This is a genomic window from Spirillospora sp. CA-142024 (assembly GCF_050942325.1).
In the GTDB taxonomy this organism is placed as follows: Bacteria; Actinomycetota; Actinomycetes; order Streptosporangiales; family Streptosporangiaceae; genus Spirillospora.
This window is the reverse complement of record NZ_CP192077.1, coordinates 7687403-7702809: the sequence shown is the minus strand read 5'-3', so window position 1 is coordinate 7702809 and position 15407 is coordinate 7687403. Positions and strand designations below refer to the sequence as shown.

The following is a 15407-nucleotide window of genomic DNA, read 5'->3' as shown; positions in this document are numbered from 1 at the left end:
ATGTTCCTGTCGATCGACGCGGACAAGTGCATGGGGCACGGCCGCTGCTACATGTCGGCCCCCGGCCTGCTCTCCGACGACGAGGAGGGCTTCGTCGCCCAGCGCGGGCAGACGGTCGAGGTCCCCGAAGGAATGCGGGAAGAGGCGCAGGAGGCGGCGGACGCCTGCCCCGAGGGCGCCATCTCGCTGCGGGTCGCCGCCGATACCGATGCTTGAGCATCTGCGCGTCCTGGACCTGACCGACGAGCGCGGGCTGCTCTGCGGCCGGCTGCTCGCCGATCTCGGCGCCGACGTGGTGCAGGTCGAACCGCCTGGAGGCTCGCCGGCGCGGTCCGCGCCGCCGGTCGCGGACGGCGGCGGGCACCCCTCGATGTTCTGGGAGACCTACGCGGCGGGCAAGCGGAGCCTGGTGGCGGACCTGGACGAAGAGTCCGGTCTCGCGCTGGTCCGCGAGCTGGCGGCGGGCGCGGACGTCTTCGTCACGTCCTACCCGGTGGACTGGCTGCGGGAGCGCGGGCTCGACCACGAGGCACTGAGAGCGCGGCACCCGTCGCTGGTCTACACGATGATCAGCGCGTTCGGGACGTCCGGCCCCAAGGCCGGCTACGCCGACTGCGACCTGGTCGTATGGGCCGCGGGCGGCCCGCTCGACCCGCACCGCGACGACGGCCGGCCACCGCTGCGGATCAGCGTGCCGCAGGCCTTCCTGCATGCCGGGGCGGACGCTGCGGCGGGCACGCTGCTCGCCGTCCTCGCCAGGGGCGGCACCGGCGCGGGCCAGGTCGTGGACGTCTCGGCGCAGGCGAGCCTCGGGGTCGCGACGCTCGCCCGCGTGCTCGCCCACGCCGTCGGCGACGAGAACCCCGAGTGGCACCAGCAGCCCGCCGAGAGCTCCGACCAGAGCGGCAGCGGCGCCGCGACCCCCAACGCCCTGAAGAAGTGGCACGTCAAGGACGGGATGGTCGAGCTGCACCTGTCGATGGGCCCGGCCGCCGGCGCGTTCACCAACAATCTCTTCGGCTGGCTCAGGGCAGAAGGCGCGGTCGGCGAGCGCATCGCGTCCTGGGACTGGAGGGCCCTCCCCGGCCTGGTCTCCGACGGCACGGTGAGCACCGCCGATCTCGAGGACGCGCGCGCCGCCGTCCGGGCGTTCCTGCGGGCCAAGACCAAGGCCGAGGTGCTCGACGCGGCGATCGAGCATCGCCTGCTGTGCGTGCCGATCTTCGACATGGCGGACGTCGCCGGCGGCACGCACCTCGCCGCGCGCGGCTTCTGGGACGAGGTCGAGGTGGACGGCCGGACGGTGCGCGTTCCCGGCCGGATCGCCCAGGTCAGGGGCGGCGACGGGCCGCGCGTCCGAGGCCGCGCCCCTCGGGCCGGTGAGCACACCGGCGAGGTCATCCGCGACTGGACGGCCCAGGAAGGGCGGGCGACCGCCTCGCCGCGCAGCGCGCCCCGCCCGGCGTCCGCGCTGGCCGGGCTGAAGGTGCTCGACCTGTCCTGGGTCGTGGCCGGCCCGCTCATCGGGCGCGCGCTCGCCGACTTCGGAGCGCGGGTCGTCCGGGCCGAGTCCAGTACCCGCATCGAGACCGCGCGGCTCATGCAGCCCTTCTACGGCGGCGTCCCGGGAACGGAGAACTCGGCGCTCTTCGGAAACTGCAACGCCGGCAAGCTCGGCCTGACGGTCGACCTGAAGAGCGAGGAGGGCCGGGCCGTCGTCCGCGACCTCGCCCGCTGGGCGGACGTGGTCGTCGAATCGTTCTCCCCGGGACTCCTGGCGCGATGGGGCCTGGACTACCCGGCGCTGGCGGCGGACAACCCGTCCCTGATCATGCTGAGCACGAGCATCGCCGGCCAGACCGGGCCGTGGACGCGGCTCGCCGGGTACGGCAACGTCGGTTCCTCCCTCAGCGGTTTCCAGGGACTCGTCGGCTGGGAGGACCGCCTCCCGATGGGACCGTTCGGCCCGTACACCGACTACGTCGGCCCGCGGCTGGCCCTCGCCACGCTGCTGGCGGCGATCGAGGACCGCCGGCGGACGGGCCGGGGCCGCTACATCGACGTGGCGCAGATCGAGGCCGGGGTGTTCTTCCTGTCGCCTCAGATCGCGCACAACGGATTCGACGGCACGGTCGCGCGGCGGAACGGCAACCGCGACGAGGCACTGGCCCCGCACGGCGTCTACGCGTGCCTGCCGGAGGACGGCCGCGAGCGGTTCGCCGCCGTCGCGGCGCGCACCGAAGGGGAATGGCGGCGGCTGGCCGAGGCCGTCGGCCGCGCCGATCTGGCCGGCCGGGCGGACCTCGCCACCGCCGCCGGGCGCGCGGCGGCCGAGGCCGAGATCGACGCGGCCATCGCGGCCTGGACGGCCGAACGGCACGCCCGCGACGTCGAAGGGACCCTGCAGGACGCGGGCGTCCCCGCGCACCTGTCCCAGTCGAGCGCGGACTTCGCCGCCGACCCGCAGCTCGCGCATCGCGGCCACATCGTGGCCCTCGACCATCCGCTGCACGGCACCGCCTACGTCGAGGGCCCGCGGTACCTGCTGTCGGAGACGCCCGGCGTCGTGGAGCGTCCTGCCCCGACCCTGGGCCAGGACAACGAGACCGTCCTGCGGGACGTCCTCGGCTACCCGGACGCGCGGGTTCGTGAACTGCAACAGGGAGGAGCGCTTCGTTGACCTCGGACACGACCGAGACCGACTGGAAGGCCGGCTGGCAGCCGGTGGTCGACGCCGTCGGCCGGGATTTCTCCGACGGGGAGACGATCTGGGGCGCCGATCCGGTCGAGCGCGGAGCGATCCGCCGCTACCTGGAGCCGCTGGAGTTCGACTGCGCGCTGCACACCGACCCGGACGTGGCGCTGCGGGCCGGCTACGACGATGTGACGATGCCGTACACGGGAGCGATGTCGTGGACCCTGCCGCCGATGTGGACGCCGGGGGAGACGCTGTTCGACAGCGACGACCGGGACGCCCAGCCGGTGCGCAGCGCCATCAACAACCAGGACATGCCGATCGGCCCGCGGACGACGGGCTTCTTCGGCACCGACATCGAGGTGGAGTTCCTGCGCCCGGTGGTGGCCGGCGAGCGGATCGGCCGCCGAGGGCGGCGGCTCGTGTCCTGCGCGCCCAAGGAGACCGCGGTCGGACGCGGTGCCTTCATGACCTGGGAGAGCGAGATCGTGACCGAGCCCGGCGAGATCGTCGCGCGGATCCGCATCGGCACCTACGCCTACGTGCCCAAGACCGGCGAGGGCGAGGAGCAGGCATGAGTGAGATGGCGCCGGCCCTGGAGGGGCGCCGGTTCGAGGACGTCACGGTGGGGGAGGCGCTGCCCGTCGTGGCGTACCCCCTGACCGTGTACCGGCTGGTGATGGCCGCGGGCGCCAACCGCGACTTCAACTCCATCCACCACAACACCCGGTACGCCCAGAAGACCGGCGCGCCGGAGATGTACGCCAACACCCAGTTCCTGCTGACGGCCTGGGAACGCTGCGTCCGCGACTGGATGGGCCTGGCCGGGACGATCCGGGCCGTCCGCGGCTTCCGGATGCGGTCGTTCAACGTCGTCGGCGACACCATGCGCGTCCTCGCCGAGGTCAAGGACGCCAGGGTCGAGGACGGACACGGCGTCGTGGAGATCGCGATCCGCTGCGAGAACTCCACCGGCGTCACGGTCGGACCGGGCGTCGTCGAGGTCGTCCTGCCCCGCCGCGGGGAGGGAGACCGATGAGGACGGACCGCACGGCGGTCATCGCCGGTCTGGGCCTGACCGGGTTCGGGCGGATCTACGGGCGCACCCCCGCCGGCTTCGCCATCGAGGCGATCGCGCGGGCCGCCGAGGACGCCGGACTGGACCTGCCCGACATCGACGGCCTGCTCGTCAACCCCGGCGTCGGCAACGACATCGATCTGCGGCTCCAGTCCGCCCTGCAGATGCGCGACACCCGCGTCCTCGCGACCATTCAGGGCTTCGGGTCGTCGGCGGGCCAGATGGTGCAGTACGCCTCGATGGCGATCGCCGCGGGGATGGCGGACGTCGTCGCCTGCGTCTACGCCGACGCTCCGCTGAAGGAGGGCAAGAGCGCGGGCGCGTCCTATGCGGGACAGAAGCGGGCGATGCGCGGTGTCGGCGCGCTGCCCGCCGCCGCCGGGCTCAAGGCGGCGCCCGAGCGGTACGCGGTCGCGGCCCGCCGCCACATGAACGCCTATGGCACGACCGGCGAGCAGCTCGGCGCGGTCGCCGTCGCGGCGCGCCAGTGGGCGGCGATGAACCCGCACGCCCAGATGCGCGACCCGATCACGCTGGACGACCACCGGAGCTCACGCATGATCGCCGACCCGCTGCGGCTGCTGGACTGCTGCCTGGTCAGCAACGGCGGCGTCGCGGTGATCCTGACGAGCGCGGAGCGGGCGGCGGGGCTGCGCCGCCCGCCGGTGCACGTCTGGGGCTGGGGGCAGGCGCATCCCGGCTACGTCAACCGGCGCGGCAGCGAGTTCGGCCTGGTCACCGGTGCTGCGCGGTCGGGTGCGGAGGCGCTGAAGATGGCCGGAGTCGGGGTGGACGACATCGACGTCCGGGAGATCTACGACTGCTTCACCTACACGACGCTCGTCACGCTCGAAGACTACGGATTCTGCGCGAAGGGCGAGGGCGGGGAGTTCGTGGCGAGCGGTGCGATCGCGCCCGGCGGAAGCCATCCCACCAACACCGGCGGCGGCGAGCTGTCCTCGTACTACATGTGGGGCATGACGCCGCTGTCCGAGGCGATCATCCAGGCCCGGGGGGACGGCGGGGAGCGCCAGGTGCCCGAGCACGACCTGATCATGGTGAGCGGGAACGGGGGAGTGCTGGACTTCCACTCCACCCTGATCCTGAGCCCGCACCCGAAGTCCGAATAGACGGCAGCAGAGGAGGCGCAGGGATGACACTGATCCCCGTGGTCCGGGACGAGCACTCGGCCCCGTTCTTCGACGGCGCGGCCGAGGGCAGGCTCATGCTCCGCTACTCGCCGAGCAGCGGCGAGTGGTCCGAGCCCGCCGCGCTCGTTTGCTCGGTCACCCAGGCCCGCGATCTGGAGTGGCGAGCCGCCGCGGGCACTGGCGAACTGGTGAGCTGGACGATCAAGCCGGGGCGTCGCGGCGAGGACGGCCGGAGGGCTCCGGACCAGGTCATCGGCATCGTCGAGCTGGCCGAGGGGCCATGGTTGACCCTGCGGCTGGTGGACGCCGAGGGCCCCGAGCTGAGGGCCGGCCTGGCCGTCCGGGTGGGCTTCGCCCGTCCCGAGGGCGGCGAGGCCATGCCGGTCGGCCACGTCGCCGGCTAGCCCCCGGAGCGCCGGCCCCGATGGTTGATTTATGATTATGAAAAGCATAGATTGCAGCCATCGAAAGTGGTGCGAACGCCGCTCGGACGACGAGGAGGGTGCCCGTGACGGCCGTCGAAGTGGAGCGCCGCGGTCCGGTCGTCTGGATCCGGATCGCCCGGCCGGACCGCCGCAACGCCTACGACCTCGACATGGCCAGGACGATGATCTCGGCCGTTGAGGACGCCGCGGGGGCCGACGCCGTCGTGCTGACCGGGACCGGCGGGGCCTTCTGCGCGGGCGGCGCCCTCGACCAGCTCGGCGACCCCGATCCGGTGGCCCTGCGGGCGCTCTTCACCGCGTCCCACCGGCTCGTGCACGCGATCCGCGCCTGCCCCCGGCCGGTGCTCGCCGCGGTCGACGGCGCCGCGGCGGGCGGCGGCAACGAGCTGGTCGTGGCCTGCGACTTCGCGATCGCGACGCGGCGCTCGACGTTCGGCCAGACCGGCCCGAAGGTGGGCTCGGCCGGGGTGCTCGGCGCGACCAACCTGCTCGCGGTCCAGATCGGCGAGAAGCGGGCGAAGGAGATGGCGATGCTGTGCCGCCGCTACACCGCCGAGCAGGCGCTCGCCCTCGGCCTGGTGAACGAGGTCGTCGACGACGGCGCACTGGACGAGGCCGTCGGCCGCTGGCTCGCCGAGATCCACCGGCTGAGCCCCCGCTACCTGGAGATAGCCAAGATCAGCTCCAACCAGTGGTGGCACCAGTCGGCCGACAACATGAGCTCCGGCCTCGGCATGCTCCTGCAGGCGGTCGGCAGCGAGGACATGCGCGAGGGCGCTCAGGCGTTCCTGGAGAAACGCGCGCCCGATTTCCGCGGTGGCCGCTGTGCCGCCGCGGCGGACGAAGGGGCCGAGCAGTGACGTTCCGGTACTACCGCGACCTGCGTTCGGTGTTCGAGGACCGCGGGGACTGGGCGCTCCCGGCCATCTTGCGCCACCACGCCGCGCAACGCCCCGGCGCCGTCTGGCTGGAGGCGCCCGAAGAGGGGGCGACCTGGACGTTCGCGCAGGCGCTGGCGGACGCCGAGGCGGTCGGCACCTCGATGCTGGCGTCGGGCGTCCAGCCCGGCGACCGGGTGGTCATCGTGGCGGCGAACTCGTCCCGGTTCGTGCGGACCTGGCTCGGCACCGCGGTCGCCGGCCTGGTCGAAGTGCCGATCAACACCGCCTACGAGCGCGACTTCCTGGCCCACCAGGTGCGCACGGTCGAGGCGACGGCCGCGGTCATCGACGACGTCTACGCCGAGCGGTTCGTCGCCGTCGCCGAGGCCGCCGCCGGCATCCGCAGGTTCTGGGTGATCGACACCGGGCGGCAGGCCGAGGCCGTCGCGGCGCTGCGCGCCGCCGGCTGGGAGGCGGCGCCGTGGGACGAGCTGCTGGAGGCCGGGGAGGCAGAGCTGCCGGCCGTCGGACCCCGTGACCTGGCGTCGGTGTTCTTCACCTCCGGGACGACCGGCCCGTCCAAGGGCGTGGCGATGCCGCACGCGCAGATGTACTTCTTTGCGCAGGAATGCGTCTGCCTCACCCGCCTCACGGCCGAGGACGCCTGGATGGCCGTCACGCCGCTCTTCCACGGCAACGCCCAGTTCATGGCCGCCTATCCCACCCTCGTCGCGGGCGCCCGCTTCGTCGTGCGCAGCCGTTTCAGCGCGAGCCGCTGGATCGAGCAGATCCGTGAAAGCCGCGTGACGGTCACCAATTTCATCGGCGTGATGATGGACTTCATCTGGAAGCAGGAGCGCCGTCCCGATGACGCGGACAACCTCCTGCGGTGCGTGTTCGCCGCGCCGACCGCGTCCTCGATCCTCGCGCCGATGAAGGAGCGCTTCGGGATCGAGGCGTTCGTGGAGGTGTTCGGGCTCACCGAGACCTCCGCGCCGATCCTCTCCCCCTACGGCGAGGACCGCCCGGCGGGGGCGGCGGGGCTCGCCGCCGACGAGTGGTTCGACGTCGCGCTCGTCGACCCCGAGACCGACGAGGAGGTCCCGGTCGGCTCGATCGGCGAACTCGTCGTCCGGCCGAAGGTGCCGTTCATCTCCAGCAACGGGTACTTCAACATGCCCGACCGGACCGTCGAGGCCTGGCGCAATCTCTGGTTCCACACCGGGGACGCGCTGCGGCGCGACGAGGACGGCTGGTTCTACTTCGTCGACCGGTTCAAGGACGCCCTGCGCCGGCGCGGCGAGAACATCAGCTCCTACGAGGTCGAGACCGCCGTGCTCAGCCACCCCGCCGTGGCCGAATGCGCCGTCATCGCGGTCCCCGCCGGCACGGAGGCCGGTGAGGACGAGGTCATGGCCTACCTGGTCACCCGCGAGGAGACGACGCCCGCGAGCGTGTGGGAGTGGTGCGAGAGCCGGATCCCCGCGTTCGCCGTCCCCCGCTACCTGCGCTTCGTCGACTCCCTGCCGAAGACGCCCTCCCAGCGCGTGCAGAAGGCCAAACTGCGCGCGGCGGGGGTCACACCGGACACGCACGACCGCCGCTGAGAGGTCCCCATGCATCCCTACCGCTCGGTGCTGTTCGTCCCCGGCCACAAGCCGGCCTGGGCGCACAAGGCGCTCGCCTCCGGCGCGGACGCCATCGTGCTCGACCTGGAGGACTCCGTCCCGGACGAGCTGAAACGCGAGAGCCGCGCGACCGTCCGGGCGACCCTCGCCGAGCTGCGCGCCCGGTCGCCGTTCGCGGGGCTGTTCGTCCGCCCGAACGCGCTGGACACCCGGCTCGCGGGCGGGGACCTGGAGGAGGTGGTGTGCCCGGAGCTCACCGGCCTGTTCACCCCCAAGATCCGGGACGCGGCGGACGTGCTGCGCTGGGAGACGCTCACCGACTGGTTCGAGACGCGCAACGGCGCGTCCGGGCTGGAGATGATCGTCCCCGTCGAGACGGTCGACGCCATCGCGAACTGCGGCGAGATCGCCGGGGCGTCCCCCCGGGTTGGAGCGATGATCGGTCCGACGTCCCGGCACGCCGACATCGCGCGGGCCGTCGGGTTCCGCTGGTCCCCCGAGGGCAGCGAGTCGCTCTACCTGCGCAGCCGCATCCTGCTGGCATGCCGGCAGTACGGACTGCATGCCCTGACCGCGCTCTGGGAGGACCTCGCCGACCTGGCCGGCCTCCGCGCCTTCGCCGACTACGGGCTCCAGCTCGGCTTCCGCGGGCAGATCGTGATCCATCCGTCGCACGTCCCCGTCGTGAACGAGGTGTTCACGCCCACAGACGACGAGGTCGACTATCACGAGAAACTGGTCGCCGCCGTGGAGGAGTCCACCGCGGCCGGCCACGGCGCCGTTCGCTTCCAGGGGCAGCACGTGGATCTCGCTCACGCCGACAAGGCCCGCGACTGGCTCGCCCACGCCCACCGCGTCCGCAACTTCGCGCGACCCTAGGCCCCCGGGCCTCACACTCTGCGCCCCGGCCGCCTACGACGCGGGTGGGAGCGGCGTGCTCCAGTCCAGCTGGCCGAGCATTTCATCGTCGGTCGGGGGAGCGGGATGGCCGGAGAGGTGGGCCGGGACGTCGGCGCCGCTCATCCGCGCGCTGGCGGCGATGTTGGCCTGCGTGCGGGGGCGGCGCAGCGATTCGTAGCGGGTCAGCGCCTGGTGGAGGCCGGTGGTGTCGCGGACGGCCTTGGCCAGCACGACCGCGTCCTCCAGCGCCATGGAAGCGCCCTGCCCGGTGGCGGGCGAGGCGGTGTGCGCCGCGTCCCCGATGATGACGATGCGGTCGGTGTGCCAGCGCGGGACGTCCGGAAGGTCATGGGCGTCGGTCACCATCAGCCGGTCGCCGGTGGCGGCGACGATGCCGGCGGCGGGCGTGGCGTCACCGCGCAGCTGGGGGAGCAGGGCGTCCCGCCAGCGCGGACCGCCTCCGGCGATCTCGCCCGGGGTCAGCTCGGGCCCGGGCACCCGCGCGAACCAGTACGTCTCCCCGGCGGGCGAGACCAGGTAGCCGAACGCCGTGGTGGTTCCCCTGATCATGTCGATCCGCTCCGGGGCGCTCGGCGGGGCGGCCCGGGTGCTGTAGCCGTAGAAGACGCGCTGGCCGACGTGGCGCGGCCGGGCGCCGTCCGGATTGATGACGGGCCGCACCGTCGATCCCAGGCCGTCGGCCCCGACGAGCAGATCCGCCCGCTCGGTGCGGCCGTCGTCGAAGCGCGCAGTGACGCCGCCGGCGTCCTCGTCGACCGAATCCAGCCGCCTGCCGTGATGGAGCGGGATCCCCCGGCGGCGCACCTCGGACTGCAGGACCCGGCACAGCGTGGCGCGGCGCAAGCACCGGTACCGGGTCAGTGGGGCGTCGTGCCCGCGCAGCGGTCTGCTGGCGAGTTCTGCGCCGGTCGCGTCGGTGAGCCGGAGCCGTGTGATCGGGAATCCGGACGCGGCGACCGCGTCGGCCGCGCCGACCTGCGCGAGCGCGGCCATGCCGTTGCTCGCGAGCGTCAGGAAGGCGCCGATGTCCGCGGCGCCGTCGGGGTGCGCCTCGTGGACCGCGACCTCGAACCCCGCCCGGTCCAGGGCGAGCGCGGCCGCGTTCCCCGCGATGCCACCGCCGACGATCATGATGCGCGTCATCTCGGTCCTTTGCTGACGAGTCACGTGTCCGGTGCGCCGTGCCGGAGCTGTTCCTGACCCTCCATCCGGCCGCCGGCGCGGAACCGGGTCCGGTACGCGGCCGGGCCGAGCGTGAAGAAGTGCCGGAACCGGCGGCCGGCGTAGTTGGGATCGTCCCAGCCGACGAGCCTTCCGATCACCGCGACGGGCAGGTCGGTCTCGATGAGGAGTGCCGCGGCGCGCTCTGCTCGCAGCCTGCCCAGATAGGTCATGGGCGGGACGCCGAGCTGCGCGGTGAACAGACGGGTCAGGTAGGGCGGTGACACGCTCACGGTGGAGGCGAGTTCGTCCAGGCTCCAGGCGCGCTGGATGTCGTCCTCCAGCAACTGCGCCGCGGCCAGCACCGAGGGGTGGACATGGCCGGTCCGGTCGCCGGCGGCGTCTGCGGGGACAGATGCCGCCGTGCCGCCCAGCAGGCAGAGCAGTATTCCCGCCCGCACGGCATACACAGGCCCGGGATCAAGGCCTGGACCGGGCCGGCCTGCGGTTTCGGCCAGGCCGGTTTCGACGATGCGCAGCGCGGCGGGATCGAGCCGTAGTGGACGGCCGGTGTCGCGGCCGGGTCGGCCGGCGGTGTGCAGTACGCGGCCGAGGTGCGGGGCTGCGCGCATCCAGGCCAGCTCGCGCCGGAACGCCTCCGGACTGACATAGAGGTTGTAGACGATCAAGCGGCGGCAGTCGTGGTAGCCGTGCCAGTCGCCCGGACGGAGCAACGTCACCGAGCCGCGGTCCAGGTGCTGTTCGCCCGCGGCCGAGACGTGCGTGGCGGTGCCGCCCGTGACGACGGCGAGCTCGATGAAGTCGTGGCTGTGGGCGGGCGTGCCGCTCCGCAGCTCGAACCGCTCGGCGGCGATGGGCGGCCCGCCCGGCGGGAAGATCTCCGCCAGCCGCACACGATGCATCGGACCTCGCTTCGACGAGTGGTCGTCAATATTGTGCTACACCTGTCGGGCTCTCGTGCTAGTGGCCTGGTCGAGAGACGGCGACAGTTGTCGAGAAGACAACCTCCAGAAGACGAGGAAGACGAGCATGACTGTCGCTACCGCAAACCCACGGACCACGCCGGCCGACCTTTCCGAGGATGTCGTATCGGCGTATCGTCGTGACGGTTTCGTCCACCTGCGCGGGGTCATCTCCCGTGCGGACGCCGCCAGGTTCGCCGACGCGGCGATGGCGGCCCGCGACACCGTCCGGGACCACCACGACGGAAAGATCTTCACGCAGCTGCTCCAGTTGTGGCGTCACGACGAGACGCTGCGCGAGCTCACCCTGAACCCGGACCTGGCCGCCATCGCGGCCCGGCTGGCGGGGGTCCCGCTGCGGTTGTGGCATGACCAGCTGCTGATCAAAGAGCCGCGGAACGGGGCCGCGACGGAGTTCCACCAGGACCAGCCGTACTGGCCGCACGCCGGCTCACGGCACGCGCTCTCGGCCTGGGTGGCGCTGGTGGACGTGCCGGTCGACCGCGGCTGCATGACCTTCATCCCGGGCTCCCAGCACCTGGACGGCCTCCGGCCGCAGGACCTGTCCGACCACGCCGACATGTTCTCCGTGGCACCCGAACTGCTGTGGGAACGACGCGTCACCGTCCCCCTGCGCGCGGGCGACTGCACGTTCCACAACTCCCGCCTCGCCCACAGCGCCACGCCCAACCTCACGGACGACCCCCGCATAGCCCACGTCATCATTTATGCGGACGCAGACCTGACCTTGGCGGCCCAACCCACGCACCCTGTCACCGAACCGCTCGGCCTCACCGTGGGCGGCCCCCTCCCCGACGAGCACTTCCCGCGCTTCAGTTGAGCGCCTCACCTCACCTTCGGGCGAGGTTGTCGATGGCGGTGACGTCCTCCTTTGTGAGCTCGAAGCCGTCCAGGTCGAAGTTGGCGGCGATGCGTTCCCGGCGCGCGGACCTGGGCAGGACGACGATGTCGTGTTCCAGATGCCAGCGGAGGACGACCTGGGCGGGAGTGGCCCCATGCCGCCGAGCGATCTCGGTGAGGACCGGATCGCGCAGATCGGTGTTCTTCAGGCCGCTGTAGCCCTCGACGACTACGCCCCGGCGAGCGTGCTCCTCCAGCAGGGCCGGATCGTGCTGCGCCGGGCTCCACGGAATCTGGTTGACCGCCGGCTGCCGTCCGGTGGCCTCGGTCAGCAGGTCGATCAGGGCCGGACTGTAATTGCTGACCCCGACGTTGCGGGCCAGTCCCGCGTCCTTGGCGGACAGCAACTCCTGCCACGTGGGGACGAGTTCCTCCCGGCCCGTCGGCCAGTGGATCAGCCAGAGGTCCACGTAGCCGGTGTCGAGCATGCGAAGGCTCGACTCCAGCGTGCGACGGGCACGCCGCGCGTCCTGCGGGCGGAGCTTGGTGGTGATGAAGACCTGCTCCCGATCCACACCGCTGTCCCTTACGGCTTGGCCGACGTCCGCCTCGTTCTTGTACAGCGTCGCGGTGTCGATGTGCCGGTAACCGATCTCAAGCGCCGCACGCACCGACTCGTACGCCGTCTTGGATCCCAGTTGCCAGGTCCCGAAACCGATCAGCGGCAGCGCGGTTCCGCCAGGCAGGTTCACAGTCCGAGTCATGCATGCATTCTCCCCCGGCCCTCCGCCTTGATCGACGATCGTGGGGAGTAGCGACTGTACCTACTGGTATGTATGCTCGTGCCGTGGATGCCAGGGAACGGCTCATCGAGAGCACGCGTGAACTGCTGTGGGAACGCGGCTACGTCGGCACCAGCCCGAAGGCGATCCAGGAGCGATCCGGAGCGGGCCAGGGCAGCATGTACCACCACTTCCGCGGCAAGCCCGACCTTGCGCTCGCCGCGATCAGCCGCAGTGCCGACGAACTGCGGGCCAGGGCGGAGGCCGCGTTCAGCGGCCCGGGCACCGTGATCGAGCGGGTCACCGGCTACATGCGGCGCGAACGCGAGGCTCTGAAGGGCTGCCCGGTCGGCCGTCTCACCCAGGACCCCGATGTGATGGCGGACCCGCTGCTGCGCAGACCCGTGGAGGAGACCTTCGCCTGGCTCACCCGGCGGCTGGCCGAATTGCTGGCCGAGGGCCGTGCCAACGACGAGCTCGACCCCAGGATCGACCCCACGGCCACCGCCACCGCGCTGGTCGCGGTAGTGCAGGGCGGCTATGTGCTGGCTCGGGCCGCCGGCTCGGCCGACGTACAGGCGAGGGCGATCGACGGTGCCCTCGGCCTGCTCGCCGGCGAGCACCGCTGACCGTCGCAGCTCCGGATCACGGGAGAAGGGAACGATCGAAATGCCGCTTGTCCGTATCGACGCCTTGAGGGCGGGAAGCGATCGCCTCGACGCGCTCGGCCGCGCCGTGCACGACGCTCTCGGCGAGACGATCGGCTTCCCGCCCGACGACCGCTTCCAGGTCCTGGTCAGCCACGATGGCACCAGCGGCACCCTGCGCTATGACGACTACCTCGGGGTGCAGCACGATGACGACATCGTCTTCATCGCGATCACGATGCGCTCCGGACGGACGCCGGAGCAGAAGCGAGCCCTCTACCGGCGGATCGTCGAACTCGCCCACGCATACGCCGGCACCGAGCCCCGCAACGTGATCATCAGCCTCACCGAGAACGAATCGATCGACTGGTCGTTCGGCAACGGACTGGCACAGTACGCACCGGCCTCCGCCGCGGCCGATCCGGTGGTCGGCGACTAGCGGCCCGGAAGATCGCCGTCTATGACGTCAATCCCAAGCACCGCTCCGCTCACCCCGCGCCAGCGTGCGGCGCTGCACGAGGCCCTCCGCGTGCTCGCCGAGAAGGAAGGGCTGCCCAGCGGCGACTGAACGCGGCTGCCCGCTCGCCGCCCCGACGCCTCGGGCGGCCATTGCTCAAGGCGAATGACGTCAACTCTAGGCAGAGTGACGTCATCTGCCGCTTGACGTGACGTCGCGATGGCGTCATAGTTGTGGCATGGACCTGATGCCGTACGTGGAGAACCTCCGCCGCGAGCTCGCCGTCGCCGCCGAGGCGGGCGGCCCGGACGCTCGCGCGCTGGCCGAGCGCCTCACCGGCGCCCTGGACTCGGCCGCCAGGCTCACCCTGCTGGAGGCGCTGTCGGCGGCGGCGGACGAGATCACCCGTGATCTCGCGCCGGGCTCGGTCGACGTGCGGCTGCGCGGCGGCGACCCGGCGTTCGTGGTGACGCCACCGCAGCCGGGGCCGTTCCCGGAGGGCGCGGCCGTCGGCGGGCCGGAGACCGCACCGGATGCCGCGCCGCCGGCCGGCCCGCCGCCCGCCGAGGAGGGCGGCACCGCGCGGATGACCCTGCGGCTGCCCGAGCACCTCAAGCTGCGGGTGGAGGAGGCCGCCGGCCGGCAGGGGATCTCGGTCAACGCCTGGCTGGTCCGCGCCATCTCCGCCGCGTTCGAGCCCGGCGCCGGGAGCCGTACCGCCGACCGGCCGCAGCAGCCCCAGAGCGGGCGCAGCTACACCGGCTGGGTGCGCTAGCGGCACCCGCCGGCCCCATCGCCCCTCACCACTCATCGCCCGGCCCCGGAGGCCGGGATATCGCACCGAAGCCACGAGGAGGGCTCCGCCATGCCTGCTTTCGAGACCCCCGAACCGATCAGCGCCGACATCCAGATCTACATCGGCCAGGTCCGCGTCCACGCCGGCGACCGCGCCGACACCGTGGTGGAGGTGCGCCCCAGCGACCCGTCCGCCGAAGCGAGCGTGCAGGCCGCCGAGCAGACGATCGTCGAACTCTCCGGCGGACGGCTGCTGGTCAAGGGCCCCAAGCCCAAAGGGCTCGCGCACCTGCGTTCCTGGCGCGGCTCCATCGAGGTGACCGTGGACCTGCCGGCCGGGTCCCGCGTCGAGGCCGAGGTCGCGGGGGACTTCATCGCCACCGGCCCGCTCGGCCGGACCGTCCTGCGCAGCTCGATCGGCGACCTGCGCCTGGAGGAGACCGGGCCCTTGGAGGCCAAGGCGTCCACCGGAGACATCTCCGTGGACCGGGTGGCCGGACCCGCCGAGGTGACCGCCTCCACCGGGGCGATCCGGATCGGGGCCATCGACGGCCCCGGCACGGTGAAGAACTCCACCGGTGGCGTCACCCTGGGCGAGGCGACCGGTGACCTGCAGTTGAAGACCGGCACCGGTGACATCACCGTCCACCGCGCGCTGGCCGGCCTCACCGCGAAGACCGCGCACGGCCGGATCCGGATCAGCTCGGCGGTGAGCGGCACCCTCCACCTGGAGGGCGGCCACGGCAAGGTCGACGTCGGCATCGCCGAGGGCACGGCCGCCTGGCTGGACCTGCACTCCAAGAACGGCGTGGTGCGCAACAGCCTGACCGCCGCCGAAGGCCCCGAGACCGCCGACGCGGTCGTCGAGGTGCGCGCGCAGACCAACTGGGGCGACATCGACGTCCACCGGTCCTGACCCTC

At 72.3% G+C, this 15407-nt stretch carries 17 protein-coding genes; 14 read left to right on the top strand and 3 right to left on the bottom strand.

The annotated features are described in order from the left end of the window. The 9 genes from ACQPZP_RS36480 (at position 1) to ACQPZP_RS36440 (ending at position 8758) form a co-directional block, all read left to right on the top strand. Entirely contained in the window at positions 1-216 is a 216-nt protein-coding gene (locus ACQPZP_RS36480; RefSeq protein ID WP_433474219.1) for a ferredoxin, read from the top strand. Further along, on the top strand, positions 209-2680 hold the full coding sequence (locus ACQPZP_RS36475; protein WP_433474218.1) for a CoA transferase: 2472 nt from the start codon (positions 209-211) through the stop codon (positions 2678-2680). Before ACQPZP_RS36480 ends, ACQPZP_RS36475 begins: the two co-directional genes overlap by 8 nt. Continuing rightward, entirely contained in the window at positions 2677-3273 is a 597-nt protein-coding gene (locus ACQPZP_RS36470) for an FAS1-like dehydratase domain-containing protein (RefSeq protein ID WP_433474217.1), read from the top strand. Before ACQPZP_RS36475 ends, ACQPZP_RS36470 begins: the two co-directional genes overlap by 4 nt. After that, positions 3270-3734, top strand: coding sequence for an acyl dehydratase (locus ACQPZP_RS36465; protein ID WP_433474216.1), 465 nt, complete (start codon positions 3270-3272; stop codon positions 3732-3734). The genes ACQPZP_RS36470 and ACQPZP_RS36465 overlap by 4 nt, the downstream gene beginning before the upstream one ends. Further along, complete coding sequence (locus ACQPZP_RS36460) at positions 3731-4903, top strand: thiolase family protein (protein WP_433474215.1); 1173 nt, start codon at positions 3731-3733, stop codon at positions 4901-4903. The genes ACQPZP_RS36465 and ACQPZP_RS36460 overlap by 4 nt, the downstream gene beginning before the upstream one ends. A 23-nt stretch (positions 4904-4926) precedes the next feature. Beyond that, a complete protein-coding gene (locus ACQPZP_RS36455; protein ID WP_433474214.1) occupies positions 4927-5328 on the top strand; it encodes a Zn-ribbon domain-containing OB-fold protein in 402 nt (133 codons plus the stop codon). 104 nt (positions 5329-5432) lie between these two features. Next, complete coding sequence (locus ACQPZP_RS36450; protein ID WP_433474213.1) at positions 5433-6230, top strand: enoyl-CoA hydratase/isomerase family protein; 798 nt, start codon at positions 5433-5435, stop codon at positions 6228-6230. Next, entirely contained in the window at positions 6227-7858 is a 1632-nt protein-coding gene (locus ACQPZP_RS36445) for an AMP-binding protein (RefSeq protein ID WP_433474212.1), read from the top strand. The genes ACQPZP_RS36450 and ACQPZP_RS36445 overlap by 4 nt, the downstream gene beginning before the upstream one ends. A gap of 9 nt (positions 7859-7867) precedes the next feature. Further along, positions 7868-8758 (top strand): HpcH/HpaI aldolase/citrate lyase family protein, encoded by an 891-nt coding sequence (locus ACQPZP_RS36440; RefSeq protein ID WP_433474211.1) that lies wholly within the window; start codon positions 7868-7870, stop codon positions 8756-8758. 33 nt (positions 8759-8791) lie between these two features. On the opposite strand, the gene ACQPZP_RS36435 is transcribed toward ACQPZP_RS36440, so the two are convergent. Then, positions 8792-9943 carry an FAD-dependent monooxygenase gene (locus ACQPZP_RS36435; protein WP_433474210.1) on the bottom strand — a complete coding sequence of 384 codons (1152 nt, stop codon included), beginning with the start codon at positions 9941-9943 and terminating at the stop codon, positions 8792-8794. Positions 9944-9963: 20 nt separating this feature from the next. Next, positions 9964-10884 (bottom strand): helix-turn-helix domain-containing protein, encoded by a 921-nt coding sequence (locus ACQPZP_RS36430; RefSeq protein WP_433474209.1) that lies wholly within the window; start codon positions 10882-10884, stop codon positions 9964-9966. Between the two features lie 127 nt (positions 10885-11011). On the opposite strand from ACQPZP_RS36430, the gene ACQPZP_RS36425 reads away from it, so the two are divergent. Then, positions 11012-11785, top strand: coding sequence for a phytanoyl-CoA dioxygenase family protein (locus tag ACQPZP_RS36425; protein WP_433474208.1), 774 nt, complete (start codon positions 11012-11014; stop codon positions 11783-11785). Between the two features lie 10 nt (positions 11786-11795). On the opposite strand, the gene ACQPZP_RS36420 is transcribed toward ACQPZP_RS36425, so the two are convergent. Then, positions 11796-12569 (bottom strand): aldo/keto reductase, encoded by a 774-nt coding sequence (locus ACQPZP_RS36420; RefSeq protein ID WP_433474207.1) that lies wholly within the window; start codon positions 12567-12569, stop codon positions 11796-11798. Positions 12570-12652: 83 nt separating this feature from the next. Here ACQPZP_RS36420 and ACQPZP_RS36415 point away from each other — a divergent pair, with 83 nt between their 5' ends. The 4 genes from ACQPZP_RS36415 to ACQPZP_RS36400 all read left to right on the top strand — a co-directional run bounded on the left by ACQPZP_RS36415 (position 12653) and on the right by ACQPZP_RS36400 (position 15402). Next, positions 12653-13216 (top strand): TetR/AcrR family transcriptional regulator, encoded by a 564-nt coding sequence (locus ACQPZP_RS36415; RefSeq protein ID WP_433474206.1) that lies wholly within the window; start codon positions 12653-12655, stop codon positions 13214-13216. Positions 13217-13256: 40 nt separating this feature from the next. Beyond that, positions 13257-13673: a tautomerase family protein gene (locus ACQPZP_RS36410; protein ID WP_433474205.1), complete on the top strand. Its 417-nt coding sequence runs from the start codon at positions 13257-13259 to the stop codon at positions 13671-13673. 256 nt (positions 13674-13929) lie between these two features. Further along, positions 13930-14466, top strand: a complete 537-nt coding sequence (locus ACQPZP_RS36405) for a toxin-antitoxin system HicB family antitoxin (RefSeq protein WP_433474204.1) — start codon at positions 13930-13932, stop codon at positions 14464-14466. A 90-nt stretch (positions 14467-14556) separates the two neighbouring features. After that, positions 14557-15402, top strand: coding sequence for a DUF4097 family beta strand repeat-containing protein (locus tag ACQPZP_RS36400; protein ID WP_433474203.1), 846 nt, complete (start codon positions 14557-14559; stop codon positions 15400-15402). Positions 15403-15407 lie beyond the last annotated feature (5 nt).

Excerpts from the sequence above, each read along its gene's own strand:
- ACQPZP_RS36420 (WP_433474207.1), bottom strand. The coding sequence starts at position 12,569 with ATGACTCGGACTGTGAACCTGCCTGGCGGAACCGCGCTGCCGCTGATC.
- ACQPZP_RS36465 (WP_433474216.1), top strand. The coding sequence starts at position 3,270 with ATGAGTGAGATGGCGCCGGCCCTGGAGGGGCGCCGGTTCGAGGACGTC.
- ACQPZP_RS36455 (WP_433474214.1), top strand. The coding sequence starts at position 4,927 with ATGACACTGATCCCCGTGGTCCGGGACGAGCACTCGGCCCCGTTCTTC.
- ACQPZP_RS36430 (WP_433474209.1), bottom strand. The coding sequence starts at position 10,884 with ATGCATCGTGTGCGGCTGGCGGAGATCTTCCCGCCGGGCGGGCCGCCC.
- ACQPZP_RS36475 (WP_433474218.1), top strand. The coding sequence starts at position 209 with ATGCTTGAGCATCTGCGCGTCCTGGACCTGACCGACGAGCGCGGGCTG.
- ACQPZP_RS36460 (WP_433474215.1), top strand. The coding sequence starts at position 3,731 with ATGAGGACGGACCGCACGGCGGTCATCGCCGGTCTGGGCCTGACCGGG.
- ACQPZP_RS36405 (WP_433474204.1), top strand. The coding sequence starts at position 13,930 with ATGGACCTGATGCCGTACGTGGAGAACCTCCGCCGCGAGCTCGCCGTC.
- ACQPZP_RS36410 (WP_433474205.1), top strand. The coding sequence starts at position 13,257 with ATGCCGCTTGTCCGTATCGACGCCTTGAGGGCGGGAAGCGATCGCCTC.
- ACQPZP_RS36435 (WP_433474210.1), bottom strand. The coding sequence starts at position 9,943 with ATGACGCGCATCATGATCGTCGGCGGTGGCATCGCGGGGAACGCGGCC.
- ACQPZP_RS36440 (WP_433474211.1), top strand. The coding sequence starts at position 7,868 with ATGCATCCCTACCGCTCGGTGCTGTTCGTCCCCGGCCACAAGCCGGCC.
- ACQPZP_RS36480 (WP_433474219.1), top strand. The coding sequence starts at position 1 with ATGTTCCTGTCGATCGACGCGGACAAGTGCATGGGGCACGGCCGCTGC.
- ACQPZP_RS36400 (WP_433474203.1), top strand. The coding sequence starts at position 14,557 with ATGCCTGCTTTCGAGACCCCCGAACCGATCAGCGCCGACATCCAGATC.
- ACQPZP_RS36425 (WP_433474208.1), top strand. The coding sequence starts at position 11,012 with ATGACTGTCGCTACCGCAAACCCACGGACCACGCCGGCCGACCTTTCC.